The sequence below is a fragment of the Synechocystis sp. FACHB-383 genome (assembly GCF_014698605.1).
Classification (GTDB): domain Bacteria; phylum Cyanobacteriota; class Cyanobacteriia; order Cyanobacteriales; family Microcystaceae; genus Synechocystis; species Synechocystis salina.
In genome coordinates, this window is the sequence record NZ_JACJTJ010000056.1 from 1 (window position 1) to 25,580 (window position 25,580).

The following is a 25,580-nucleotide window of genomic DNA, read 5'->3' on the forward strand; positions in this document are numbered from 1 at the left end:
TGTCCCGTTTCTCGTTTCAATTTAAGCAAATCCTGAACGGTCGTTTTGCTTACTTGAAACTGCTCTGCTACTTTTCTAATTGAGGTTCCACCACCTTCATAGGTCTTGACTATCCTTTCTCTTAGATCAACTGATAGAGCTGGCATTTTACTTTTCGATGAACTCCCCTGAATATTTGTCCCTCATTGTACCACCTCGTCATAGAATCTGCCGTATTGAGGCATTAAAATAACACCAATTTTTAAATCTGCACTGTAATGGTAATCTGCTCGCCATTATGAGAAAGTTAAACGGCGATCGCCGCATACCATCTCAATTAAGATCGCCAACTAGTTCAGAACTGCGAAATATCATCCATCATCCCCCACAAAATGAAGACAAAAAGGCAGACCGTCAGGGACTACTTCTGGGATAATATTTACAAATTTAATTAACAATCTTTATTTATTAATAATTTATGAAAGTACAGTTTTATGAAAAACTAGGCAAGCGCAGAACTCAAAATATTTTGTTGTCTGTTGCAATATTAATTATTTCTTATTTTACTTACTTTCATAATTATAATTATCCCCAGGCAGTCTTTTGGGATGAAAATTATCATATTCCTGCAGCTCAGAAATATCTTAACAGAACTTTCTTTATGTATGAGCATCCTCCGCTAGGACCAATGTTAGTTGCCCTTGGAGAGCATTTGCTACATCCTAATAATTTTTCTAATCAGTTTAATGATATTTATTATGCCAAGGATTTTCCTGCTGATTTTTCCTTTGTTGGTTATCGTTTTATTCCAACAATTTGTGCTTGGTTATTGCCCTTGGTATTCTTTTTTATTACCCTAAATTTAGTCGACAATAAGATTATCGCTTTTTTGTTGAGCTTTCTTGTTTTATTTGATAATGCAATGATTGTGCATTTTCGAGCAGCAATGCTGGATGCTCCATTAATGCTATTTATTGCCCTTTCAATTTTATTTTTTCTATTAACTTTAAAAAATAAAAAATATAATAAATACTTAGCCCTTTCTTCCATTGGACTGGGAGTCAGTGTTGGCCTAGTGGCTACAACTAAAATGACTGGCTTAATTGTCTTATTGTTATTTCCACTGTTATTTTCTAAGCTATTTCCCCATTGGCAAAAAGTTATTTTGTCACTGGGAATTGCATTGATTAGTTTTGTCTTAACGTTTGTGATGGTTTGGCAAATTCATTTTTCTATTGCTAAAAATATCAATTCAAATTTAGATAGTAGTGGATATTTTAATATTTCCACAGAATACAGGGAGTTAATTGATCAGAATAAGCAAAATGAAATTTGGTCATTTCCCCTAAGACTACAGGAGCATTTTAAGCACGTAAAAAATTATCAAAAGGGCGTACCAAAATTAGATTTAAGCAAGCCAGATGAAAATGGAAGCCCAAGCTTATTTTGGCCTTTGGGAGCCAGAGCAATCAACTATCGCTGGGAAACTGCTGATGGTGTTTTCTACAAATACCTATACTTACAGGTTAATCCAGTGGTCTGGTTTTTGGGACTCAGTGGAACTTTAGGAACAACGGCATTAGTTTTTGTTTATATATTTTTTCCATTACGGGAACCGCTTAAAAATAGGTTTCTAGTGGCTACTTTTTTGCTTCTTTACTGGAGCTATATGATTCTCATTAGTCAGTTGGGTAGAGTGATGTATCTATATCATTACTTCCCAGCGCTGTTATTTAGTTTTTGCTTGTTTGCTCTTTTGGTTGAAGAAACAAGGAAAATAGGAAATTTATTATTAACTACTAAGTACAAAATTTTGATTTTAGCAGTGTTATCGGCAATGGTTCTTGTATCCTATCGCTTTTACAGCCCATTAACCTATTATCAAACTTTAAATGATGAACAGTTCCGCCAGCGCATGATTTTCCCTCTTTGGGATTTACGATGTGTGAATTGTGCAAGAACAGGATTTTACAAATAAAAAAATCAAAGGCATACAACTAAGGCATGCCTCTAACAATCATGAATTGTTGCTTCGGAATCAGAATTCTATTGAGATAAGAGATCTAGTCAGCTTGACACTAGCGACAAGATTTTTGTCCGTTGTTCCATTTACCGCCAGCGGCAATACAAGTCACACGATCAGTAATTGAACTAATGGGAAGAGTAGAACTAACGCTAGACTGAGCGCTTGATGCCATGGAGCTGGTACTTGATGTCGCACTAGATGCAGTACTGGAAACCTGCGAGCTGATACTAGAAGCAGCACCTGACGCTATGGAGCTAGAACTTGAAACACCACTGACCAGGGGTGGTTGAGAAACAAGACGACCGCCTTGGGCAAGGGGAGATAAGCTTGGCACAGTGCCAGTGGTACTGGTTTCCAAAGATTGCCATGTTGAGCTGGCTCCTATGGCTGGGATAGGATAGGCGGAAGAAGTGGTATTTGTAAATTCGTTCGGAACGGTGTTTGAAGGCTGGGTGGAAACTATCGCTAATTTGCCATTGTTTGATCCACAACTGCCTATCTTGCCGAAGCTCTTAACAATGAAAGTACCGTAAAAGTTACCATTGCCAGTTTTACCAAGGGCATAATTAGGAGCAAGAACAAAGGCGTCCACTGCTCTGTCAGAGTTACCGTTCATGCAAATTTCGCCACCAGATGACTTCATACCGAAAATTTGCAGATTCGTCGGAACACAACCGGCTGTGGTTTTGCAGTTACTATTGACACTTGTTGTTTTAGGAATATCTCCATAAAGATAAATTCTGTATTTTTTACCACCACTGTGATCCAGGGTAATATCCCCTAAATTTGAAGGACTGCTGTAATAGTAATAGCCATCGGCCGCCGGTACCTCTCCAACTCTTGGCAAAGAGGCTGAGCCACTCAAGGTATAGGGGGTGACCCCTGTGGGAACGCTAGGAATTGATGGCATTGGGGCGTCAGTTCGATATGCTTCATAGCCTCTCGATTTTTGTGCTGCATTTAATTGACCCATGTAGGTGTTTGAAATATTTCCACCACAGTCGCTGATGGCAATGTCGCCATCAATTGTGCCAGCACTGTCGTTGTAACTAGTTTCCGATTTGCTTAGATCATTAACCCCTCCCTCTTTAACCCATAGTCCGGGAGAAATCGTGCTCACGTCAAAGGGAGTGTCACTTGATTCTGGAGTGACGGAAATAGGGAATGTGGTTGTGATAGTTGTCTTTGTCTCTTTACCGGGAACCTCACCCTCAACGGTCATTTGAGCTAACCAACTCTTTCCGGCAGGAGGATAATAGCTTTGTCCGGTGGCAGAGTCATAGCCTTGATAGCTAAAACTAGTTAGGCGAAATTTGCCTTTGCTGGAGTCTCCTGTAACTAAATCTTTCCCTGTCACTGCTGCGGTACGAAGGTCTTTCAGTGCTGACTTGATTTGGGTTTCCTTTGTCGTAATTTCGGCTGAGGTAGGAGGAGTTCCGCTACTACACGCGCTATTACCTGAGGCTCCACCTCCAGAAGCCAAGTTCGTTGCGATTTTTGTCACATATTTTTGGAGATCAGTATCATTAATTACAACTGTGCCATCACCGTTAACTGTTATTGCCGTTTCCCATTTATCCTTAGGATACAAAGCCATAAACTTTGAGCCCAGTAAAAAATTTTGTATCTGTGTCACTCCAGCTTCGGCTACTGCCTCTGACTGCTGTTTCATCGCCTTGGAAGTGACCTGATTTTGATCATTCATCCCCTTCATGGCGATCGCCGCCGCCGCTACGGTAATTACCAAACCCCCCATAATCACCATGGGCATGGCGAAACCAGTATTACGTTTGGCAGCAGTGAGAAAATTGAGGAAAAAGCGAGTATTCATGACTGATTTTCAACTGTGAGTAAAAACAAGGTAGGCGAGACGGGAAAGCAACCAATAACAAAAAATAAAAAACAAATGAATTATATTAAAGGCACTGGACTCTGGTTATTGTTTGAAGCAGGGCTAACTTTTTTTGACGACGTTTCATCTCACCAAACTATATTTTATTATTTCAGTTGACCCACGTATGTGATCCGGATCACAGTCCTTTATCTCCTCACTAAGCCGTAGATTTAACCTACCCAGGTGGGATCGGAAAAATAGCACGTAGGTTAAAAACAAGTCAGGCTCAAAGCCCCAAACCCTTGTCAGTCAAGAATTCTAGCCCAATTAAAATGCCCTGCTGGGGGATAAGGCAGTTGGGAGCTGAACCGGAAAAGAGTGCTTCATCCAACACCAATAAAAGTGCGAGCCAGCAATGGCCCCAGATAAATTAGCATCGTGCCCCAACACCACTTGTCAGCAAGCAAATTTAAAGACTTTTCAAGAATTAGTTAAAGTTAAAATCGGGAAAAAGTTAATTAATTTTCACCTGGCTCTCCCGGGGAAAAATCAAGTTGAAAGAGAGCTGTTGGCAAAAAAGACATCAGGATTCCTGGCCCCGGAGGCAAATTAAGGCCAAAAGGCGCTGTTGGTTGGTTGCTAATGAACTGGGAAGTCTGAGCTATACCAAAAGTCAACCACATAGGATCATGGCTCATTGGAGTTAATACCAATGACATCACCTGACGTTTCTGTTGTGGAGTCAGCATTCCCTGGAGATTCAAACACCACTACTCGGTCACGACCCTGGTGCTTAGCCATGTAAAGAGCTTGGTCAGACCGTTGTAAGAGTTGTTGAAAATTCTCTGCCTGGTCGGGAAAACTAGCCAAGCCGAACGACACAGTAATTTGTTTAAAATCAGATTCGGATTCCCCCATGTTCTGTTCTTTTAAAAGTTGTCGAAAAGCCTCAGTCCGCTCTCGGGCATAGGTGAGAGGAGCGTCGGGCAAAATCACCAAAAATTCCTCCCCGCCATAGCGACAGACCAAATCAGATAGACGGAAATAGTCTAATAAAAGTTGGGCAAGTTTCACCAACACCACATCTCCAGCACGGTGGCCCCAACGGTCATTCAACTGTTTGAAATGGTCGATATCAATCATAACGACGGTGAGGGGACTTCGATTTCTTTCCGCCTTATGAATTTCTCGTTTGAGGGCAGTTTCCCAATAACGACGGTTATATAGCCCGGTCAGGGGGTCTTTAATATTTTGAGTCAGTAAGGTTTCCCTTAATTTTAGATTGCCAAGGGTAAGGGAAATGCTTTCCGAGATGGTTTTAGCCAGTTGCTTATTGATGTGATCAAAAGTGCCAGCAACGGAGGAGCAAAAAAACAATAATCCACTATGACTTTCATCGATCATTAAGGGTAAGCAGAGGGTCTCCTGGCAATTTTCATCTTGGGCCAGGTGGGAACAGGGCACAGAATCAAAGGCATTAACGGTATAATGGTTGATGCTATTACGACGCAGAGCCCAACAATCCTGCTGAGTAAAATATTCTATAGAATTGGGTGAACCCCAGCTTAAGACCAAAACAAGGGAATTTGCATCTTCACTAATTTCAAAAATTGCTCCACTTATACTGGGAAAAATTTGTTGTAAAAATTGCGGAATAATTTTGTAGGCTTCCTGCTTGCTTTTACACGCTTGCAGAAAATCAGTCAAGCGATTGAAGGTGCCGTACATATAATTAATCCTTTCCAATTTACTAACGGTTTCTGCCAACTTTTCATTCGTTAATAGCAAATCCATTTCGATTATTTTTTTCTCAGTAATGTTAGTAAACATTCCCAGGGCTCCCGTGACATTTCCCTGATGGTCCCTAAATGGATCAGCGGCAATTAAAAACCAGACTTCCGAGCCATCTCGATGGAGAAAACGAAAATCATGTACCTCTTGATTGCCGTCTAAACGGGTTTGTAACTTCTCCAGGGCCAATTGAGCGTCATCGGGATGCATAAAATCCAAAAAGGACTTGCCTTGAATTTCTTCGGTGGTATAACCTATGGCATCAACCATAGTTTGGTTAATAAAAGTTGTTTTTCCTGCCATATCTATAATCCAGATACCCTCCGCTGTGGTACTCATAAATTGTTGATATACACTTTCGATTTGAGAGCGTTGTTGCTCTAGGCTTTTTCTGTCGCTGATATCTAACATCACGCCAATAATTTGCCAGGGCTGATTATCTTTAGATCGAATTATGCCCCGGTCATGGAACCACGGATATTCACCGTCCATTGCTTGAAAGCGGTATTCAATGTCAAACATACGTTTTTCTTCCCAGGCATTTTTCATTTCTTCTTCTACCTGGGGCAAATCATCGGGATGAATTCTATTTTTGCGTATTTTGTCATTGTTGCCCATTGATTGAGCATCGTAACCAAGGATAGACAGATAATTGCCCTGCCATTCAATCGTATCCGTTTCTAAATTATGGCAATAGACAATTTCTCCCAGGGCATTAATCAGGAGTTGATTGCGTTCAATTAATTCCACCCTGGCCTTTTCTATAGACTTATAGGGGGTAACATCTTTGAGCAAAATAATAGCTAACTGAAATTCATCATTTTCATTTCTTAGACCAACAGTATTTAATGCCAGATTAAGATTTTTATCCCCCTCTACAGTCGCACTAATTTCCTGCTCAAAACCATGGCGATCGCCCAGGACAATTGCTTGATAAAATTGCCCAAATTTTTGTTGATATTGGGGCTGAATGAAATCAACAAATTTTGACTGTCCCATTGTGACGGATGCTTTGCCCAGTAATGACCAAAGTTTGTGATTATGGCGACGTAATACACCTTCAGAATCTAAAATAGCAATGCCTAATTCTGAACTTTCAAAAATTGCTTTAAATTGATTTTGTATATCAATTAATTTTTGCTCATTGGTAATTTTATTGGTAACGTCTACTCCATTCTGGATTAAATACTTTATGCCCCCTGCTTGATGAAATATCAGACTGCTAGTCCAGTCGATCACAACAGTGCTTTGATCCTGTTTTTTTAACTTATTTCTATAGTTGATTGTGTTTGATGGTTGAGCTTTGTCAGTGAAAATATTGTTTAATTGATCAACTGCTTCTGAATCCACCAACAAATCAGTAAAGTTTGTGCCAATCAAGTCATTTTGGCTCAATCCAATTACAGCTTCTGCACTATGATTAATAAAAATGATTTGCCCCTGATCATCTAGCATCACAAGAAGATTATTGCTATTCTCTAAAATGCAGAGAAGATTATTGATTTCACCATTTAAATCTGATAAAAATTGCTCCTGACTGGCAAATTTTGCTTTATCATTGGGTATAATGGCAAGCTTATTTAATTTGAAAAATAACATTATGCCCACACTTTCAAGGGTGATAATTACCACCAAAAGGATCATGACCAAACGCCGAAAAGGTGCCTGAAACTGATTCAGGTCAGATTGCACTACGATCGCCCAATTAACTTCTGGGATGTATTGGTAGGCGGCGATCGCCTTCTTGCCATTGTGGTTTAACCCTATGGTGACCCCATTCTGTTTTTGCAGAGCTTGGCGCAGGGCACTATTCCAGTGGGTAGGACTGTCGAGAAGATTGGGACAAGTCTGGGTGTACCAACTATAAAAAATCAGGCAAACCAGATACCCATGGCGGCCTTCCCCAATCATAATTTCATTGTTGCCAATGAGGGGATCGGTGTACAGATAGGAACGTCGGAGAATATTGATTACTTCTTTCCTATCTTGACTTTTTAACAAGGTACTAATCAGAGCAGCGTTATGGGAGGCGATCGCCTCTAGCTTGGTTTGTTGATTTCGTAGACTGATTTTGTAAGCGAGCCAAATTCCCGCACCAAAAGTAATTAGGGCAATAGTCGCCACCTGTAGAATTAAGTAGAATTAACAAGCCCCATCTTTTTCTTTGTCCCACCGCTTTGTTCCACAAACATCTTCGAAGTGGCCTAATCAGTCCAGCATAGGAGGTCTGAAAACTCCAAAAACCTTACCACTCCGAAATCATTCTAGCCAATTTATGTTTTAAATTCCCACAGTATGCACAACTAAAATCTCTGCTTGACACGGACGATCACCATACTATAAACCCCCAATCCCCACTTAGGACTTAAGCTAGAACTATGGCAACAGACTGATTGGCGGCAATGATGGCAAAGAAATCCCCGTGGTAAAATCAAACTTCATGCCGAGTTGGGTATGGAAAGCCAGCGTACTTTAATTCGCACTTGTATTCTAGGCTTAGTTATTGTAACGGGCACTCCCTCATAGCAGAATGTTCAAACCATTGGCCAATTCTTCATGCTACTATCCCTGCGGATTATTAATTTTGCTTTGATTGATTGCTTAGAAATTAACTTCGGGCAAGGCTTAAATGTATTGACGGGGGAAACCGGAGCGGGGAAATCAATTTTGCTTGATGCTATTGATTTGTTGCTAGGGGGGAAGGCCGGGGCGAGGGTTCTGCGCCAGGGTTGTCCCAATGGATCCATTGAGGGAATTTTTAACGCTCCCCCCGCCATTAACCAATGGTTAGCGGCCCAGGGTATTGAACCGTTGGAAGATAACATCATTGCTTGCACCAGGGAATTTAGCAAAAAAGGAAGCTCGTTAAATTCCCGTTCTCGCCTTAATGGGGTGTTGGTAAATCGACAAATTTTGGCAGAATTACGAAGCCAATTGGTGGAAATTACAGCCCAGGGTCAAACTCAACAGTTATTAGATCCAGGGGAGCAACGACAATTACTAGATCTATTTGGTGGTCAAGCTTTACTAGAAAAACGCCAGACAGTGGAGAATGCCTACAAACAATTTACCCAGGCAAAACAAGCTTTAACCGCCAGGCAACAATCGGAACAAAATCGTTTACAACGGTTAGATTTTTTAACTTACCAGTTACAGGAATTGACGGAAGCAGCATTAACCGATGGTGATGAATGGGAATTATTAATCCAAGAGCAAGAAAAACTTTCCCATGTGGTGGAACTACAGCAATTAAGTTACCAGGCTACTCAACTCTTGTACCAAAGTGAACGGGACACTCCGGCGATCGCCGATCTGTTGGGGGATGCGGAGGGACAGTTGCAAACCATGGCGGAATTTGACAGTGGCCTTAATCCCCTATTGGAATTGGTACAAACAGCATTAACCCAAGTAATTGAAGCGGGAAGGCAAGTGCAACGCTACGGCGATAATTTGGAAGCTGATCCGGAGCGGTTGGGAGAAGTGGAAGAAAGATTACAAATATTGAAAAGAATTTCTCGTAAATACGGCCCCAGTTTAACCGAAGCCATTGCCTACCAGGAAAAAATTCAAGCTGAATATGACCAATTGACGGACGGAGAACAATCCCTGGCCCAGTTGCAAGAAGCATTGACTGAGGCAGAGCAAAAATTAATCAAGCATTGTGGTCAGTTAACTTTAATCCGACAGAAAACAGCCCAAAAACTGGAAAAAAGATTGGTACAGGAACTTAAACCCTTGGCCATGGAAAAGGTGATTTTCGTTTGTCAATTGGAGTCCACCCCTCCCAGTAGTTTTGGGGCAGAACAGGTAGTATTTTATTTCAGTCCTAATACAGGGGAAAAAATTCAACCTTTAGCGGCCACCGCCTCCGGTGGGGAAATGAGCCGCTTCCTCCTTGCCCTCAAAGCCTGTTTTAGTGACCTATCTCCCCCCAGCCAAACCTTAATTTTTGATGAAATTGATGTGGGGGTATCCGGCAAAGTGGCCCAGGCGATCGCCGACAAACTAGCCCAACTGAGTCAGCGTCAACAACTCCTCTGTGTCACCCATCAACCTTTGGTGGCGGCCCTCGCCGATGTCCATTTCCATGTGGACAAAGTGGTTATTAATGAGAACATTGCCGATCCGGTGAATCCCCAGCTTGATGAAGATTTACGCACCGTTATTCGCATTACCCCCCTCCAATCCGATGGCGATCGCCAACAGGAATTAGCCCAATTAACCGGGGGCCATTCCGCCAAAGAAGCGTTAGCCTTTGCCCAATCCCTACTAGAAAAATCCGCTGCCCGTCGCCAAGCCTCCCAGGTTTAACTGCCACAGGCAAACAAATTGGAGAGCAATTTGTCCCCCGCCTCACCGTTGCCCTGATTCCGGTTAACTTTCCTTGTAAGCCTCCATCCCCTCGCAGGAGCAAACTAAATGGCGATCGCCGTAAGTATTGTTAATGCGACCAACGGCGGGCCAGAATTTAAACTGCTTAGTCCAGGGGGCGGGGTAGGCGGCCTGTTCCCGGTCGTAGGCATGGTTCCATTCACCAGAGATGAGGGATTGGGCCGTATGGGGGGCATTTTTCAACGGGTTATCAGCGGGATCAATTGCCCCGTTGGCGATCGCCTGGGCCTCCTGGTAGATGGCAATCATAGCATCACAAAAACGGTCTAATTCCGCCAGGGATTCACTTTCCGTCGGTTCCACCATCATGGTGCCCAGTACCGGCCAAGACACCGTGGGGGCATGGAAACCAAAATCCATTAGGCGTTTGGCCACATCTTCCACTTCGATCGCCGCTTGCTTCTTGAGGGGGCGCAAATCAAGGATGCATTCATGGGCAACCAAGCCATTGTTACCCTTGAATAAAATGGGGTAATAATCTTCCAACCGCTTGGCCATGTAATTGGCGTTGAGGATGGCCACCTCCGTCGCTTTGGTCAAACCTTGGGGCCCCATCATGGCAATGTACATCCAGGAAATCACCAAAATACTGGCACTGCCGTAGGGGGCGGCGGAAATCATGCCAATGGACTGATCTTCTTCTGGGGTTGCAGCAGACAAATTTAGGCTAGTCTGGGGTAAAAATTCTTGCAAATGGGCCTTAACCCCAATGGGGCCCATACCAGGGCCACCACCACCATGGGGAATGCAAAAAGTCTTGTGTAAATTGAGATGGCAGACATCCGCCCCAAAGTCGGCGGGACGACATAACCCCACCTGGGCATTCATATTGGCCCCGTCCATATAAACTTGACCGCCAAAGCGATGCACAATGTCGCAAATGGCACCGATGGTGGCTTCAAATACCCCATGGGTAGAAGGATAGGTCACCATCAAGGCCGCCAGGCGATCGCCGTACTTTTCCGCTTTCCCAGTTAAATCCTCCACATCGATGTTGCCTTCCCCGTCGCATTTCACCGGCACTACCTGCATGCCGCACATCACCGCACTAGCCGGATTGGTGCCATGGGCAGATTCGGGGATTAAACAGATATTGCGTTGTGCTTCTCCCCGACTGAGGTGATACTGACGGATCACCTGTAACCCCGCATATTCCCCCTGAGAACCGGCATTGGGCTGCAGGGAAATAGCATCAAAACCGGTGATCTCCCGCAACCAAGCTTCCAACTGAGCAAATAAAATTTGATAACCCTCCGTTTGACCAGCGGGGGCAAAGGGGTGAATTTTGCCAAATTCGGGCCAAGTAACGGGCATCATTTCTGCTGTGGCGTTGAGTTTCATGGTGCAGGAACCCAACGGAATCATAGAAGTGTTTAAGGCTAGATCTTTGCTTTCTAATTGATGGAGATAGCGTAATAACTCCGTTTCTGAATGGTACTGATTAAAAACGGCGTCCTCTAGGTAAGGACTCTGACGGGTTAGATCTGCGGGGAAACGGGTTTTAACTTCCGACCACAGTTCTGCGGGCGTAAAGGGTAAATCATCCTTGCCAGCAAAAATTTGCCACAGATCGAGCAGATCCTGCACTGTCACTGTTTCATCTAAGCTAATGCCCACTTCCCCAGGGGCTAGGAGCCGCAGATTAATCCCCCGCACTTCCGCCGCTTTCAAAATGGCTGGGGCACTCTGTTCCCCTACCCCTACCCGTAGGGTATCGAAGAAGTAATCGTTGTTGAGGCTGTAATTTAACCGCTTTAAACCGATCGCCAATAGGGCTGTCAACTGGTTAATTCTCAGGGCAATATTTTTTAACCCCGTCGAGCCATGGTACACCCCATACATGGAAGCCATCACGGCCAGGAGAACTTGAGCAGTACAGATATTGCTGGTGGCCTTGTCCCGACGGATATGTTGTTCCCTGGTTTGCAGAGCTAAGCGGAGAGCGGGATTACCATGGACATCCTTAGAAACCCCCACAATGCGCCCCGGCATTTTCCGTTGATATTCGGCCTTGGTGGCAAAGTAGGCGGCGTGGGGCCCACCGTAGCCCAAGGGAATACCAAACCGCTGGGTACTGCCCACCGCAATATCGGCCCCCAATTCACCGGGGGGAGTGAGTAAAGTCAAACTGAGGGGGTCGGCGGCCAGGGTAACCAAGGCTTGGTGCTGATGGGCTTGGTCAATGAAACTGCGGTAATCATAGATGGCCCCATCGGTGGCGGGGTATTGCAGTAACGCGCCGAAAATGGGCGTGGAGAAGGAAAAGGTGCGGTGATCGCCCACAATCACGTCAATGCCGAGGGGATTAGCTCTAGTTTTAATCACCTCAATGGTTTGGGGATGGCAGTCCTGGGCAACAAAAAAAGCATTAGCTTTGCTTTTACTCACTCCATAACTCAGGGCCATGGCTTCGGCGGCGGCGGTACCCTCATCCAACAGAGAAGCATTGGCAATTTCCAACCCAGTTAAATCCATCACCATGGTTTGAAAATTCAACAGTGCTTCCAAGCGACCCTGGGCAATTTCTGCTTGGTAGGGGGTATAGGCTGTGTACCAGCCAGGATTTTCTAAAATGTTCCGTTGAATAACCGGCGGGGTGATGGTGTCGTAATACCCCATGCCGATGTAGGAACGAAAAACTTGATTTTTGGAAGCAATGGATTTCAATTGGGCGATCGCCCCATACTCACCCTGGGAAGCGGGCAGTTTTAAGGACCGGGAGAGGCGAATGGCCGGGGGCACCGCTTGGTCAATCAAATCCCCCAATGCATCAAAACCCAACGCCTGGAGCATCTGCTGCTGTTCCGTTTCGCCGGGCCCTAGGTGACGCTCCAAAAAATTATCCGCCGGAGCCAATTTTCCTTCTAGCTGGTTCAGGTCAACGGCGATCGCCTCGGAGGTGGGGACAACAACGGCGGACTCTAGGTTGGGCATAATGGCGGAGTAGGGAAAGGGTGAACGCCTAGACTGGATCTGTCAAAAAATGTTACAGATTGGCTCTAATTAGATACAAAGCTTAACAAATTTTGGTAGGACTAGGGGTCAACATTTTCCAGGCGGGGCAATCCAGATCAAACTTGCCCAATACCTGTAAACTTTCTCCCATTTGCCGATGAATGAAAACTCTATGCAATTTTTTCTTCCCGACTTAAATGCGACCCACCAATGGGGGCAACAATTGGCTCAACGGCTACCCCTGGGCACCATTATTTTGTTGCAGGGGGACTTGGGGGCCGGGAAAACCAGCTTAGTCCAGGGCCTTGGTCGGGGTTTGGGCATTGTAGGAGAAATTGTCAGTCCTACTTTCACCATTGTTAATGAGTATCGGGAAGGCAAGATGCCCCTTTACCATCTGGATTTGTATCGGCTCAATTCCCTTGAAGTCGAATATTTATACCCAGAACAATATTGGCAGGGGGAAGATTTTCCCTTGGGTATTACCGCTGTGGAGTGGCCGGAAAGACTCCCCCAATTACCAAACCAATATTTACAAATTGAACTGTGTCACCAAGGGGAAGGACGGGCCATCACCCTGACAGCCCAGGACTGGGCCATGGACTTAAAGAATTTGTTACCCCCTAGTTAAAACACGTTAAAACGCTGTAGCTCCGTGGCAATTAACTGGGCCAGTAATGGTTGGGGCCCTAGGGGTTCTCCCAATTTAAGGCGGAGCTGACCATGGACCGCTTGGAGTTGCTCCTGCTCTTGCCTGATTAGATCTGTCAATCCCCCAGCAAATAAAAAGTAAGGCAAAATCACCACTTCCCCCGCTGTCTTAATTTCCCCCAGGACAGTATCCAAACTGACGCCCCCTTTCCAATAGGCTGCCCTGGCCCCTAATTTTTCTGCCACCGTGGCGATCGCCAAATTACCACCGGCCCGTTTGCTACCGTGGGCTAATAAAATTCTTTCGGCCTGGGGTTGGCTTTGGTACTGGGTAAAACACTTATCTAGCAGAGCGGGTAGCCAGGGGTAAACCCCTAAAATTGGTAAGCAATCAATGGAGATGCTATTGCCCAATAGGACTTGAGCTTGGGCAATTTCCCGGGGTAAATCTTCGCAGGTATGCACCCCCATGAGTAGGAAAAGGGGCATAATGGCAATTTTTTTCACCCCTTGGGGAATCAAATCCCTAGCAAGGTTGACCAATTGTTGGTGGAGGGGCAGGGCTTGGGCTTCCAAACTGGCGCTAAATACCTGGGCTGGGGACTTGGAACTATTGTCCTGGCTAACAGTGGTCAACGATCCCCCAGGATAACTCCCCAAAGTTGCCATGCCATGGCGCTTGATCAGGGCCTTTTTTCCTGCAGCGGAACGGGGGCGCAAAAACTGACCCACTAGATAAGTTAGGCGATCGAGGGCGATCTGGGGACGGGGATCACGGCTACCGTGGGCAACCAACAGATAGGCGGTGGACAAAGCTTGTTGGGGGGTAAATGGGGCTTAGCTTCATATATCTTAATCAACATTTCCCTGCCCTGGGGTGGCGATTTTAACCAAATTCCGCCCTATCTTCCTCCGAAAACTGCAATTTCCAACCCAACTTACCCCGGCCATAGCGCCCTGCGGAGTAAATCTCTCGGCGATCGCCGGAGGGAGGCTGTGGCAAAGGGAACTTACAATGGCATGATAGTTATACCACTCAATCTTTCGGTAAACCATAGCAATTAAATTTTATGGGGTTTGCGGATCTGTCGATTCAGTCCATTGCCACGGAGTACGATCTGACTGTGCAATCGGTCTTTGACCTGTGCGACCAACTCGGCATAGCCTACAAAAACCAAGAAACTAATCTGGCCCTGGAGGATGCGAAGGCGGTAATTATGCAAATTTTGCACCGTCAACAATCAGCCGCCGGGGAAGGGGACAATTTCTAGTTCCCAACAATGTCAGACCATTGCTATGGCCCCTATCACCATACTGACCGATCAAAAACCCTCGATTTTCTTGGCACACTTGATTAAAACCCTATTTAAAAAAAAAGATTGAGAATTGACCGATTACCTTTCTCACCCCTTATACCAACAGTTTGAGGAGAACCTTTGTGAAACGCTTTTTTCTGGTGGCGATCGCCTCTGTCCTATTTTTGTTTAATACCATGGCTGGCAGTGCCAATGCGGTGGAGTTGACCGAAAGCACCCGCACCATTGCCCTAGATGAGGCCGGTGGCACCACAACTTTAACCGCCCGCCAGTTCACCAACGGCCAAAAGATTTTTGTGGACACCTGTACCCAATGTCACCTCCAGGGTAAAACCAAAACTAACAATAACGTCAGTTTAGGGTTGGTAGACTTGGCCGGTGCTGAGCCCCGTCGGGATAACGTCCTGGCCTTGGTGGAATATCTCAAAAATCCCAAGAGTTATGACGGTGAAGATGACTATTCGGAATTACACCCCAATATTTCCCGTCCTGACATTTACCCAGAAATGAGAAACTACACCGAAGATGACATCTTTGATGTGGCTGGTTACACCCTTATTGCTCCCAAATTGGATGAACGGTGGGGTGGCACCATCTACTTCTAGAAAAATACAGAAGTAAACCATCAAACTCCATAAAAGTTAATTAAGATCTCCCCTCAATTCTGAGTTGGAGGTCTTTTTTCATTGGGAACTAAGTCAAAACCTTTCCGAAAGGCTTTAATAATTTGTCCTCGTTGATCAAATTTGATTTCTAAATAACTTGAAAAGAACCATGAATCAAATTATCTATTTAGCAAATTTTGTCACTGTTTTTTTAACTTGTATGTCATTAATCCTATGGGAAAAGAATCCTAGTCTTGCCAATCAGCTAAATACGACGATTAACACAAAAAATCTAATTTATCTAGCTAAAAACATTGACTGTGGAAAACATTTCCGTGATCTGGGAGTCCAAGGCTCAATTTTAGTCGTTGACCAAGAAAATAAGCAAATCTTAGCCCATAATCCCCAAAGAAATGAAACCTATTTTCCTGTGGCATCCACCTTTAAAATTCTCAATTCCCTCATTGCTGTGGAAAGCGGCGTTATTCAAGACGAAATTTCTGTCCTAACCTGGGATGGCATTGAGAGAGAATTGCCCCAATGGAATCGGGATTTGAATTTACGGGAAGCTTTTAAGATTTCTGCGGTTTGGTTTTATCAAGTGCTAGCCCGTAGGGTTAGCCATGCAAGGATGGAAGCATGGATTACTAAAGTTGGTTACGGTAATCAACAAATTGGGACAGAAGAGAATATTGATCAATTTTGGTTAAATGGAACATTGCAAGCTACCCCCCAAGAGCAGATACAGCTTTTACGTCGTCTCCATGGTAACCAACTGCCTTTTTCAGAGCGGACAGTTGCCATTGTCAAAGATATTATGATCACAGAAAAAACTCCAGAATATATCATCCGGGCTAAGACTGGTTGGTTTGGTTTTGGTGATTATTCCCGGCCTAACATTGGTTGGTATGTCGGTTATGTAGAAAAAGAAGACAATGTTTACTTTTTTGCCACCAATATTGATATTCACGCTGAAAATGATGGCCCAGCCCGCCTGCAGTTAACCCGCCGCTGTTTAACTGATTTAACTATACTCTGACTAGCTTTTGGGAAATTTTTCCTCGCCTAGGTGGGGCTTATGTATGGACTTTAATCTTAAACGTCGCCGCCTGTTGGCGCTATTAGCTGCCTCCGCTTGGTTCGGGAGCCGCAAAAGTTCGGCCTCTCCGGCGATCGCCGACAATGGGGGGACTGCATTAGGTCCAGCGGCGGAAATTCTGGCTATTTTGGCAGAATCGGGGCAAGAATATGACCTTTCTGCTTTGTTATGCGGTATTTGGCAGGGAGAAAAAACAATCATCTCCACGGCGATCGGTAATTCCCAAACTAATGTGCCTGCTACCACTGCTATGCATCTCCGGGCTGGGGGAGTTACCATAACTTGCATTTGCTTGGTGCTATTGAGATTGGTGGACCGGGGACTGGTCAATTTAGATGATTCGGTGGCCCGTTGGTGGCCAGAGTTACCAAGGGCAGAAACAGTTACCCTCCAACAATTAGCCAATTCCACCTCCGGCTATCCAGACTTTGAGCAGGACCAGACTTTCATCGACGCCAACAATTACAATCCTTTCCGTCAGTGGCAAACCCAGGAATTGCTAGACATTGCCTTTGCCACTCCCCTCCTGTACGAACCGGGGGAAAGCTGGAATTATTCCCACACAAATTTTGTTGTTTTGGGGGAATTGCTCCAAAGGATCACGGGGCAACCCATGGATAAATTACTGGAGCAGGAAATTTTTGCGCCCCTGGGTTTGGGGCACAGTAGTTATCCCCATAGCAGTGAAATTCCGCCGCCGGTCTTACACGCTTTTAGTCAAGATCGGGACGTTTTTGAAGACTCCACCTACTGGAACCCTTCCTGGACTTCCTTCTCTGGAATGATGATTTCGACTCTAGGAGATCTCGGTATGCTGGCCTTGGCGATCGCCAAAGGTTCCTTGCTATCCCCCCAAGGCATTCAAGCTCAAATTGCTCCCACCACTGTGGGTTTGGGCAGAAATAGGGCCGACCTCTATTACGGTCTGGGCATTGTTTACGCCAATGGTTGGTTGGTACAAAATCCACGCTTTGGTGGCTATAATTTATTTTTAGCCGCCCTGCCGTCCCAATCCTTAGCCATGGTAGTGGTCACCACCATCGGACTTAATTCCTCTGATGAAGCCCACAGCACGTTGATTGCTAGAAAGTTGGTGCAATCTTTAACCCCAAATCAGCCTATACCCAACTTTGGCTAGAAAACCCCCCCTGGAAAAAACGACCCACAACGAAAACAAAATCGCCGTCGGGGCCGTATCTCCACAAGTATTCGGGTTGCGACGGGCTATTGATCTATTGATCAGTACCGGCAACCCCAAGTTGTTTAATCGAGATTTGACTATTTAATAAACAACATTTCCTGGTAGGTGGGCAGGGGCCAGTAACTATCTGCAACTTCTGCTTCAATGCCATCGGCATAAACTCGAACTTCATCCATTAAAGGACGTAGGGTTTGGGCATAGTATTGCATTTCTTCCTCCGTTGAAGCAAAGCCATGTTTTTCATAGGCACTGCTCAATTTATCAACGGTGGAGATCATTTTGTTGGCTAATTCGGCAATGGTTTTGGCACTGCTTTTATCCAGGTCAATACCCATGCTGCCCAGGCTAGCGATGGTGCCAGAAAGCTTCGACAGGTATTCGATCGCCGCGGGGTAAATCAAGGTTTTGGCGATGCTGATGACGAGTTTTACTTCTACGTCGATGGACTTAATGTATTGCTCGGCATAGACCTCAAAGCGGCTTTCCAATTCCACTGGGGTCAACACACCGGTTTTTTCAAACAACTCCTCGATGTATTTTTCCTTGAGCACTGGTAGGGCATCGGCGGTGGTGCGGAGGTTAGCCAGACCCCGTTCTTCCACAGCCATTTTATGCCATTCTTCGGAATAACCATTGCCACCAAAAATCACCTGGCCATGGCTTTCCATAATTTCCTTGAGTACCGTCAAGATAGCGGTCTCCAATTCCAATCCCTTGCCCAATTCGGCCTCCAGGCGATCGCCAACCCAGGTCAGGGACTCCGCCAACATGGTGTTGAGGACAATCAGCGGGCCAGAAACGGACTGGCTAGAACCCACCGCCCGAAATTCAAAGCGGTTGCCAGTGAAAGCAAAGGGAGAAGTCCGGTTCCGATCGCCGGCATCTTTGGTCAAGTCGGGCAATACATCAACCCCCAGGTCCATCACGCCTTTTTTCTTGGAGTCTTTCACACTGCCGGTTTTGATTTGTTCAAAAACCTCTTCCAACTGGGTGCCCAGGTAAACGGATATGATGGCCGGAGGTGCTTCGTTGGCCCCCAAACGGTGGTCATTACTAGCCGTGGCGATCGCCGCCCGCATTAGAGGGCCATACTTATGGACACCCCGGATTACGGCACCGCAAAAGACCAGAAACTGGGCATTGTCATGGGGAGAATCGCCGGGATCGAGCAAATTCCCCTGGGTGGAGTTGCCCACGGACCAGTTGACATGCTTACCGGAACCATTGATGCCAGCAAAGGGCTTTTCGTGCAATAGACAGACAAAGCCGTGTTTTTTGGCGGTATTTTTCAACACCGTCATTAATAACTGTTGGTGGTCACTGGCTACGTTAGCCGCTTCAAAAAAGGGCGCAATTTCAAATTGACCAGGGGCAACTTCGTTATGGCGGGTTTTGGCGGGAATGCCCAATTTATAAAGGGTTTCCTCCACGTCCTGCATAAAGACCTGCACCCGTTCGGGAATGGCGCCAAAATAGTGGTCGTCAAATTCTTGGCCCTTGGCGGGGGCCTTGCCAAATAAAGTCCGACCGGCTAAGAGTAAATCGGGACGTTGGCTAGCAAAATTGGCATCAACGAGGAAATATTCCTGCTCCGCCCCACAACTGGAATTGACGTGGGCTATATTTTCGTTGCCTAAAAGTTTGAGCACCTTATTGGCCGCTTTATCCATGGCGGCAATGGAACGCAACAAAGGCACTTTTTTGTCCAATGCTTCCCCGGTCCAGGAAACAAATACCGTAGGAATACAGAGGGTAGAACCATTATCTGTTTCCATAATGTAGGCGGGACTAGTTACATCCCATCCCGTGTAGCCCCTAGCTTCGAAGGTATCCCGAATGCCACCGTTGGGGAAAGAAGAGCCGTCCGGTTCCCCCTGCACCAAAACTTTGCCGGAAAACTCCGAGATAACATTGCCGTCTCCTTGCACGGAAATAAAGCCATCATGCTTTTCCGCCGAGAGGTTAGTCATGGGGTAGAAAACGTGGGCGTAATATAAAGCCCCTTTGCCCATAGCCCAATCCCGCATGGCCGTGGCCACCGCATCGGCGATCGTGGGATCCAGCTTTTCCCCCGTCACAATGGTATTTTTGATGGATTTGAAGACGTTCTTAGGGAGGCTCGCCTGCATCTTGGTTAGATTGAAAACGTTCTCGGCCCACATGTCTTCCAGCCGAGGTACAGTTTTGCAGGGAGCCGTAGGTCGGTTAACGATCTTGTTAATTGATTGGGTGCGGGCGGCGTTTCCAGTCATGGACGAAATCTCTATTTCAGAATTTACAGACCCCCCAATCATACGCAAGATGATTTTTTAAAATAGACAATATAGATACAAAAACAAAGACCCCTTCCTTATCCTCCCAGGGAGAAATGAAAGCGGGCCGGTGCCATGGGGCCATAATATAAAAAAAATTACAAAAAAATAGCTTTGCCTACGGACAAATTAGAGAAATTTCCAGGGCATGTTTTATCAAGAAAAACTAGTCTCCCCTAGTAGCGATTAACGGACTCTCCCCGACTGCGGGAACGACGTACAGGGGCAGGACCAGCAGAGGAGCGACGGCGGCGCAGGGGGGTTGATTTCCCAATGGAATCGGTGGCGTATATTTCTAGGAAGGCCGACTGTTGCACCTGGTCGGCGGCAGTGGTGAGCAGGGTGCGAATGGTTTGCAAACTCCGTCCCCCCCGGCCGATGAGTCTTTCCCGGTCTTCGTCCCCTAGGGCTAACCGAATCCAAACCCGGCTATTTTGTCGAAACACCTCGCAGTCCACCTTCAGGTCATCGGGTTTTTCCAAAAAGGGGCGGACAAGAAACTTGACCAATTCAACGTAGTTTAGGGTAGTCACAGGGGGAAAACGTTGGTAAACACCACGGAAAAAACCGGCACTAAGCTTTTAGCTGTTCAAAAACCTGGGCTTTGGTCAAAATGGAGCGGACGGTTTCGGTGGGTTGGGCCCCTTCTTTCAATCTTTTGACGATCGCCGGTACGTCAAGACGAGTTTCATCGGTGCGGGGATTGTAGAAACCTAATTCTTCCAGGGGGCGGCCATCCCGACGGCTGGTGCTGTGCATGGCGACGATCCGATAGCTCACTTCACGTTTCTTGCCAAAGCGTTTCAGGCGGAGTTTAATCATACTAACTAAAAATAGATTGGGAAAAATTTCGCGTTTACCATTCTAACCTATTTTTTGGGGCCAGAATTTTTCGGGGCGTAAATTGTCAGGGGCCCTGTTCCCACCGCCGCAGATAGCCATGGGAACAGAGCTTGCCCAACGGGGTCAAGGATCCTGGGCCTTCCCCTGGGGACAAACTGGCTCCAGAGCACAGACAGTCGGGATGTTTTCTTCTATGATTGATGGTTGTCGTTAGCCACTCCCCACCGACTTTATCCCCGGCCTACCGGATTCATATCCCTAAAAATTGAATGTTTTCCTCTTCTGTTGAGCTGGAACTTTTTTTCATCTTCGTTTTGGTGGTGTTAAATGGAGTTTTTTCCGGCTCGGAAATTGCCATCGTCTCAGCTCGTAAGATTCGTTTGGAACAGTTGGCAAAGCGGGGTAATCGCAAAGCAAAGCTGGCACTGAAGCTGGCCACAGCCCCCAATAATTTTTTGTCGGCGGTGCAGATTGGCATTACCCTGATTGGCATTTTGAGTGGTGCGGTGGGGGGCGCAACGGTGGCCCTGCGGCTGGCGGATTTTCTCAACAATATTCCCCTACTGGCTCCCTACGCCAGTCCCCTCAGCATTTTTCTGTTGGTGAGTTTTATTACCTATCTATCCCTGGTGGTGGGGGAATTGGTGCCCAAGCGCATTGCCCTCAGTCATCCCGAAGAAATTGCCTGTGGCGTGGCGCCAGCGATGCATTTGGTGGCTAAGCTCACCGCCCCCTTCGTATATCTTTTGGGGCTTTCCACTGATGCGGTATTGCGGCTATTTGGCATCACTAGTAGGGAAGTTAGCCCGATCACGGAAGAAGAAATTCGGGTCATGATCGAACAAGGTGCCCAGGCCGGCATGATCGATGAAGCGGAACAGGAAATGGTGGAAAGGGTTTTTCGTTTGGGGGACCGCCCCGTTAAAACTTTGATGACTCCCCGCACGGCGATCGCCTGGTTAGATGTGGAGTCAGATTGGGAAGAAAATCAACAGGAAATCCTCGATACTCCCTATTCTCGCTTTCCGGTGGGTAGGGATAGCCTGGACGAATGTTTAGGATTTGTGCGGGTAAAGGATATTCTCAATAGCCAATGGTCTGGGCAAAAAATTAACCTGGAGGAAATTGTTCAGCCTCCCTTATTTGTGGCGGAAAATACCCGTTCCCTCAACGTGTTGGAAATGTTCCGGGCTTCCGGTATCCACCTGGCCCTAATTACGGATGAATATGGCGGTATCGAAGGATTGGTCACCCTCAATGACCTGATCGAGGCGATCGTGGGCAGCATTCCCAATGACGACGAAATTCAAGAGCCCCAAATCATTCAACGGGAAGATGGTTCCTATCTGCTCGATGGCCTACTGCCCATTGACGAATTTAAGGAAATTTTCGACATTGAAACCCTCTCCAACGAAGAAGAAGGGCATTACCATACCCTAGGGGGCTTTGTGATTGAAAGCCTGGGTAAAATTCCCCAATCAGGGGAACATTTTGTTTCCGATACCCTACGGGTGGAAGTGGTGGATATGGACGGTATCCGCATTGATAAGGTGCTAGTTAGTCAATTACCAGAGGATTCTTCTACAACGGAAGAAGAGCCTGAAACAGATGACTAAATTTGCTTTTCAGACAATTAATTGCTGTCACAGATGAGTCAAGGCAACATATTAAAACACCTTTGACATAAATCTCATAAAAAACACCGTCATCTCGACCTTATGTCGACTAGCTATTTGGGGTGGATGCAAGATCCACCGTAATAGGTAAAGTTAAGATTTGCAAAAAAACAGACTTTACTAACTTTGTCGCTAAGATAAGGATGTCTTAAACTGCTTGTTTTGCTTGGAGGCTATTTTATGCCGGATTCAATTAACGAATTTTCATATGATGACAAGCCCGATCTTGAGTGGGTAAAATCGTATACCCGTGGTGATGGTGTTATGGTGGACGGCTATTACCGGACTGAATCGAATGAAAGCATTGCAGACAATCTCAATACAGACATAGATGGGGATGGAATATTAGGATATTTTGATGCAGACGAAGATGGAGACGGCATTTTAGAATCAGCTGATATAGATAGAGATGGTATTGCAGACTTAATACAAGATTTTTTAGAGGATATATTTAATTAAAATGTTTAATTTAATTGAATTTGATTGGGAGTTAAAAAATGATTCAAAGACTTATTGGTGCAGTTATATCTGGTGCTGGTCTCGCATTGGGAAAAACAATTTTCAATAAATTGTCTTCAAATAAAGAAACAGAATCCAAAATAATGCCAGCAACCCCTACGGTTATCGAAAAAGACGACAGATACCAAAAGTTGCTCCAACAATATATTATTGAGCAAGAAAAAAGAGAAGTTGAATTAAAACAGTTAATATTTAGTTCTACTAAAATGAAGGGAGAAGAGATTTTACAAGAAGAAAAGTGGAAAGAATTGACTTACAAGCAACAGCAAGTCTTGATAAATAATGCTGCAGAAAAAGATAAAAGAATCCTAGAATTAAAAGAGCAAGAATTACAGCAAATACAAGAACTAGAATGTCTGAAATTAAAACTTCTAGAGGAGTGGCACCAGGAAAAATTTGCTTTACATAATAAACAGATTCTTCAGGATTGGGATTTAAGTAATTGGGATTCTAAATTAAACCGTGAAGAAACAGAAGATTTACTTCAAATAAAGTCATTTAGAAATCGATTATTGGTGCTTGTATCACGACCCAAAATAACTGGAAACCCTCTATTTTGTGATGAAATTTTGCATGAGCAAATTAAGAATGCTGTTTTTGATTTGAATGAGTACATCCCTAGGTCAGAGTTAGAGATTTATTGTGATTATTTCAAAAATCCCATAGAAGATACTGATATTCCCAGACTTAAAAAAATCCTAAATAGCATTTCAACATTAGTTATTTCAACACATGTTATAAGAAATCGTATTCATATCAACTGTGTATTCTGGAATATGGGTGAGGAAGAAATTAGAATAAAAACTCCTTCCTGGGATTTATCTGAGATCATGAAGTCTTCAAGTAGTCAAGATGAAGCTGTTTTAGCAGTAGAAGAAATAATTGCTCTAGTCCATAAATTACTAATTATTTACGCCAAAGATTTATATTTTTTAAGTCTTTCTTTTTCCTATCAACCAGTTCTTTTATCTGGTTATTTTCAAGATATTTTTCAAGAAGATATTTCGAGTCTTTACGATCCTCTCGCAGAATATATTGAAGAAATTAAGTGTGGACAACAAGAGCAATTAAAAACATCTTTTTTGAATGATAATTTGTTGTGTTCATCCAAAGAAATATCTCATGTTAAACAAACATATACAGAACAAGGACAGAGTAATTTATATGAGTATTGGGATTGTGAAGATGAATCAGACTCTGGATATAAAGACTACTTATCCACGTATTAACCAGATTTTGAGGCTTACCAAGACTACTTACTCACTTATGAAGTAGATTTTAATGGTAGCTATACTCACATTTATGATACAGCAGAAACTGATAAAAAATGGCTTTTAGCTTGGGCAATTAGAACTCGAAATCAACCTTTCTCTGACTCAATTAAGAAAGATTTAAATCAAATAAATCTTAATAAAGTAAATATTGATTACGCAGATTTAAGTGGAGTTGATTTAAGTGGAGCAAATTTACGAGGAGCAAACTTAATTTCCGCGGATTTAATTGGAGTAAATTTAAGTAAAGCAAATTTACATAAGAATAATTTATATGGCGCAGATTTAAGTGATGCGGATTTAAGTGGGGCAAATTTGCGTAAAGCTAATTTAAATTTGGAAATTTTACGAGGGGTAAATTTACGAGGAGCAGATTTACAACAAGCTGATTTAAGCAGTGTAGATTTAAGTGACGCGGACTTAAGTGGATCAAATCTACGCAAATCTGTTTTGGGCGAGACAAATTTACGAGGAGCAAATTTACGAGGAGCAGATTTACAACAAGCTGATTTAAGCAGTGTAGATTTAAGTGACGCGGACTTAAGTGGATCAAATCTACGCAAATCTGTTTTGGACAAGACAAATTTACGGGGAGCAAATTTAAGTTATGCCGACTTACGTGAGATTGATTTGAATGAAGCAAATTTACAGGGAGCAATTTTCGATTGGTAGAGCCTGCGGAATGTAGGTTATAAGGAGTTTACTGTGCCAACTATATGCGCGGTCCGCCGTAATCACTGGAGAGATCATAAAGCCTTGATTATCCTAGAACTTGTCACATTTCAGCTTTTTACAAACTATTCTAAATATCTAAAGTTTTATCAATGAGATTTTTAGTTTTACTTTTGTTACCACCAAAAGCGCCAGCCTAATTCTGTAATATTTTTCCTTCAAATACGGCGGATTCTATGACGAGGTGGTACAATGAGGGACAAATATTCAGGGGAGTTCATCGAGAAGTAAAATGCCAGCTCTATCAGTTGATCTAAGAGAAAGGATAGTCAAGACCTATGAAGGTGGTGGAACCTCAATTAGAAAAGTAGCAGAGCAGTTTCAAGTAAGCAAAACGACCGTTCAGGATTTGCTTAAATTGAAACGAGAAACGGGACA

At 44.6% G+C, this 25,580-nt stretch carries 18 protein-coding genes; 11 read left to right on the forward strand and 7 right to left on the reverse strand.

The features are described 5' to 3' along the window. The first annotated feature begins 457 nt into the window (after positions 1–457). A complete protein-coding gene (locus tag H6G45_RS17205; protein WP_190599621.1) occupies positions 458–1,957 on the forward strand; it encodes a phospholipid carrier-dependent glycosyltransferase in 1,500 nt (499 codons plus the stop codon). A 100-nt stretch (positions 1,958–2,057) separates the two neighbouring features. Here the strand turns inward: H6G45_RS17205 and H6G45_RS17210 are convergent, their stop codons facing one another. Both H6G45_RS17210 and H6G45_RS17215 read right to left on the reverse strand, forming a co-directional pair. Next, positions 2,058–3,836, reverse strand: a complete 1,779-nt coding sequence (locus tag H6G45_RS17210; protein ID WP_190599622.1) for a hypothetical protein — start codon at positions 3,834–3,836, stop codon at positions 2,058–2,060. Between the two features lie 690 nt (positions 3,837–4,526). After that, positions 4,527–7,754: a PAS domain S-box protein gene (locus H6G45_RS17215; RefSeq protein ID WP_190599623.1), complete on the reverse strand. Its 3,228-nt coding sequence runs from the start codon at positions 7,752–7,754 to the stop codon at positions 4,527–4,529. Between the two features lie 432 nt (positions 7,755–8,186). Here H6G45_RS17215 and recN point away from each other — a divergent pair, with 432 nt between their 5' ends. Further along, entirely contained in the window at positions 8,187–9,941 is a 1,755-nt protein-coding gene (gene recN / locus H6G45_RS17220) for a DNA repair protein RecN (RefSeq protein WP_190599624.1), read from the forward strand. Between the two features lie 63 nt (positions 9,942–10,004). Here recN and gcvP read toward each other — a convergent pair whose 3' ends face one another. Next, positions 10,005–12,956 carry an aminomethyl-transferring glycine dehydrogenase gene (gcvP, locus tag H6G45_RS17225; RefSeq protein WP_190599625.1) on the reverse strand — a complete coding sequence of 984 codons (2,952 nt, stop codon included), beginning with the start codon at positions 12,954–12,956 and terminating at the stop codon, positions 10,005–10,007. 178 nt (positions 12,957–13,134) lie between these two features. Here gcvP and tsaE point away from each other — a divergent pair, with 178 nt between their 5' ends. Continuing rightward, the gene (gene tsaE, locus H6G45_RS17230) at positions 13,135–13,608 is read left to right on the forward strand and encodes a tRNA (adenosine(37)-N6)-threonylcarbamoyltransferase complex ATPase subunit type 1 TsaE (RefSeq protein WP_190599626.1); all 474 of its coding nucleotides are present in this window, start codon (positions 13,135–13,137) and stop codon (positions 13,606–13,608) included. Here the strand turns inward: tsaE and H6G45_RS17235 are convergent. Beyond that, positions 13,605–14,441 carry a sirohydrochlorin chelatase gene (locus tag H6G45_RS17235; protein ID WP_242018227.1) on the reverse strand — a complete coding sequence of 279 codons (837 nt, stop codon included), beginning with the start codon at positions 14,439–14,441 and terminating at the stop codon, positions 13,605–13,607. The genes tsaE and H6G45_RS17235 overlap by 4 nt on opposite strands. 257 nt (positions 14,442–14,698) lie before the next feature. On the opposite strand from H6G45_RS17235, the gene H6G45_RS17240 reads away from it, so the two are divergent. The 4 genes from H6G45_RS17240 (at position 14,699) to H6G45_RS17255 (ending at position 17,786) form a co-directional block, all read left to right on the forward strand. After that, a complete protein-coding gene (locus H6G45_RS17240; RefSeq protein WP_190599627.1) occupies positions 14,699–14,899 on the forward strand; it encodes a translation initiation factor IF-2 in 201 nt (66 codons plus the stop codon). A gap of 167 nt (positions 14,900–15,066) precedes the next feature. Continuing rightward, positions 15,067–15,549, forward strand: a complete 483-nt coding sequence (gene psbV / locus H6G45_RS17245) for a photosystem II cytochrome c-550 (protein ID WP_190599628.1) — start codon at positions 15,067–15,069, stop codon at positions 15,547–15,549. Positions 15,550–15,769: 220 nt separating this feature from the next. Further along, positions 15,770–16,588, forward strand: a complete 819-nt coding sequence (gene blaOXA, locus H6G45_RS17250) for a class D beta-lactamase (protein ID WP_199309840.1) — start codon at positions 15,770–15,772, stop codon at positions 16,586–16,588. A gap of 43 nt (positions 16,589–16,631) precedes the next feature. After that, a complete protein-coding gene (locus H6G45_RS17255; RefSeq protein ID WP_190599630.1) occupies positions 16,632–17,786 on the forward strand; it encodes a serine hydrolase domain-containing protein in 1,155 nt (384 codons plus the stop codon). 140 nt (positions 17,787–17,926) lie between these two features. Here H6G45_RS17255 and H6G45_RS17260 read toward each other — a convergent pair whose 3' ends face one another. The 3 genes from H6G45_RS17260 to rpsP all read right to left on the reverse strand — a co-directional run bounded on the left by H6G45_RS17260 (position 17,927) and on the right by rpsP (position 20,983). Next, on the reverse strand, positions 17,927–20,101 hold the full coding sequence (locus H6G45_RS17260) for a glutamine synthetase III (RefSeq protein WP_190599631.1): 2,175 nt from the start codon (positions 20,099–20,101) through the stop codon (positions 17,927–17,929). Positions 20,102–20,337: 236 nt separating this feature from the next. Continuing rightward, entirely contained in the window at positions 20,338–20,694 is a 357-nt protein-coding gene (locus H6G45_RS17265) for a KH domain-containing protein (RefSeq protein ID WP_190599632.1), read from the reverse strand. Between the two features lie 40 nt (positions 20,695–20,734). Continuing rightward, positions 20,735–20,983 (reverse strand): 30S ribosomal protein S16, encoded by a 249-nt coding sequence (gene rpsP, locus H6G45_RS17270; protein ID WP_190599633.1) that lies wholly within the window; start codon positions 20,981–20,983, stop codon positions 20,735–20,737. Between the two features lie 290 nt (positions 20,984–21,273). Here rpsP and H6G45_RS17275 point away from each other — a divergent pair, with 290 nt between their 5' ends. The 4 genes from H6G45_RS17275 to H6G45_RS19660 all read left to right on the forward strand — a co-directional run bounded on the left by H6G45_RS17275 (position 21,274) and on the right by H6G45_RS19660 (position 25,142). Then, the gene (locus H6G45_RS17275) at positions 21,274–22,620 is read left to right on the forward strand and encodes a hemolysin family protein (RefSeq protein WP_190599634.1); all 1,347 of its coding nucleotides are present in this window, start codon (positions 21,274–21,276) and stop codon (positions 22,618–22,620) included. A 240-nt stretch (positions 22,621–22,860) separates the two neighbouring features. After that, complete coding sequence (locus H6G45_RS17280; RefSeq protein WP_190599635.1) at positions 22,861–23,139, forward strand: hypothetical protein; 279 nt, start codon at positions 22,861–22,863, stop codon at positions 23,137–23,139. A gap of 38 nt (positions 23,140–23,177) precedes the next feature. Further along, on the forward strand, positions 23,178–24,428 hold the full coding sequence (locus tag H6G45_RS17285) for a hypothetical protein (protein WP_190599636.1): 1,251 nt from the start codon (positions 23,178–23,180) through the stop codon (positions 24,426–24,428). A 150-nt stretch (positions 24,429–24,578) separates the two neighbouring features. Further along, positions 24,579–25,142, forward strand: a complete 564-nt coding sequence (locus tag H6G45_RS19660) for a pentapeptide repeat-containing protein (protein WP_347338291.1) — start codon at positions 24,579–24,581, stop codon at positions 25,140–25,142. Positions 25,143–25,580 lie beyond the last annotated feature (438 nt).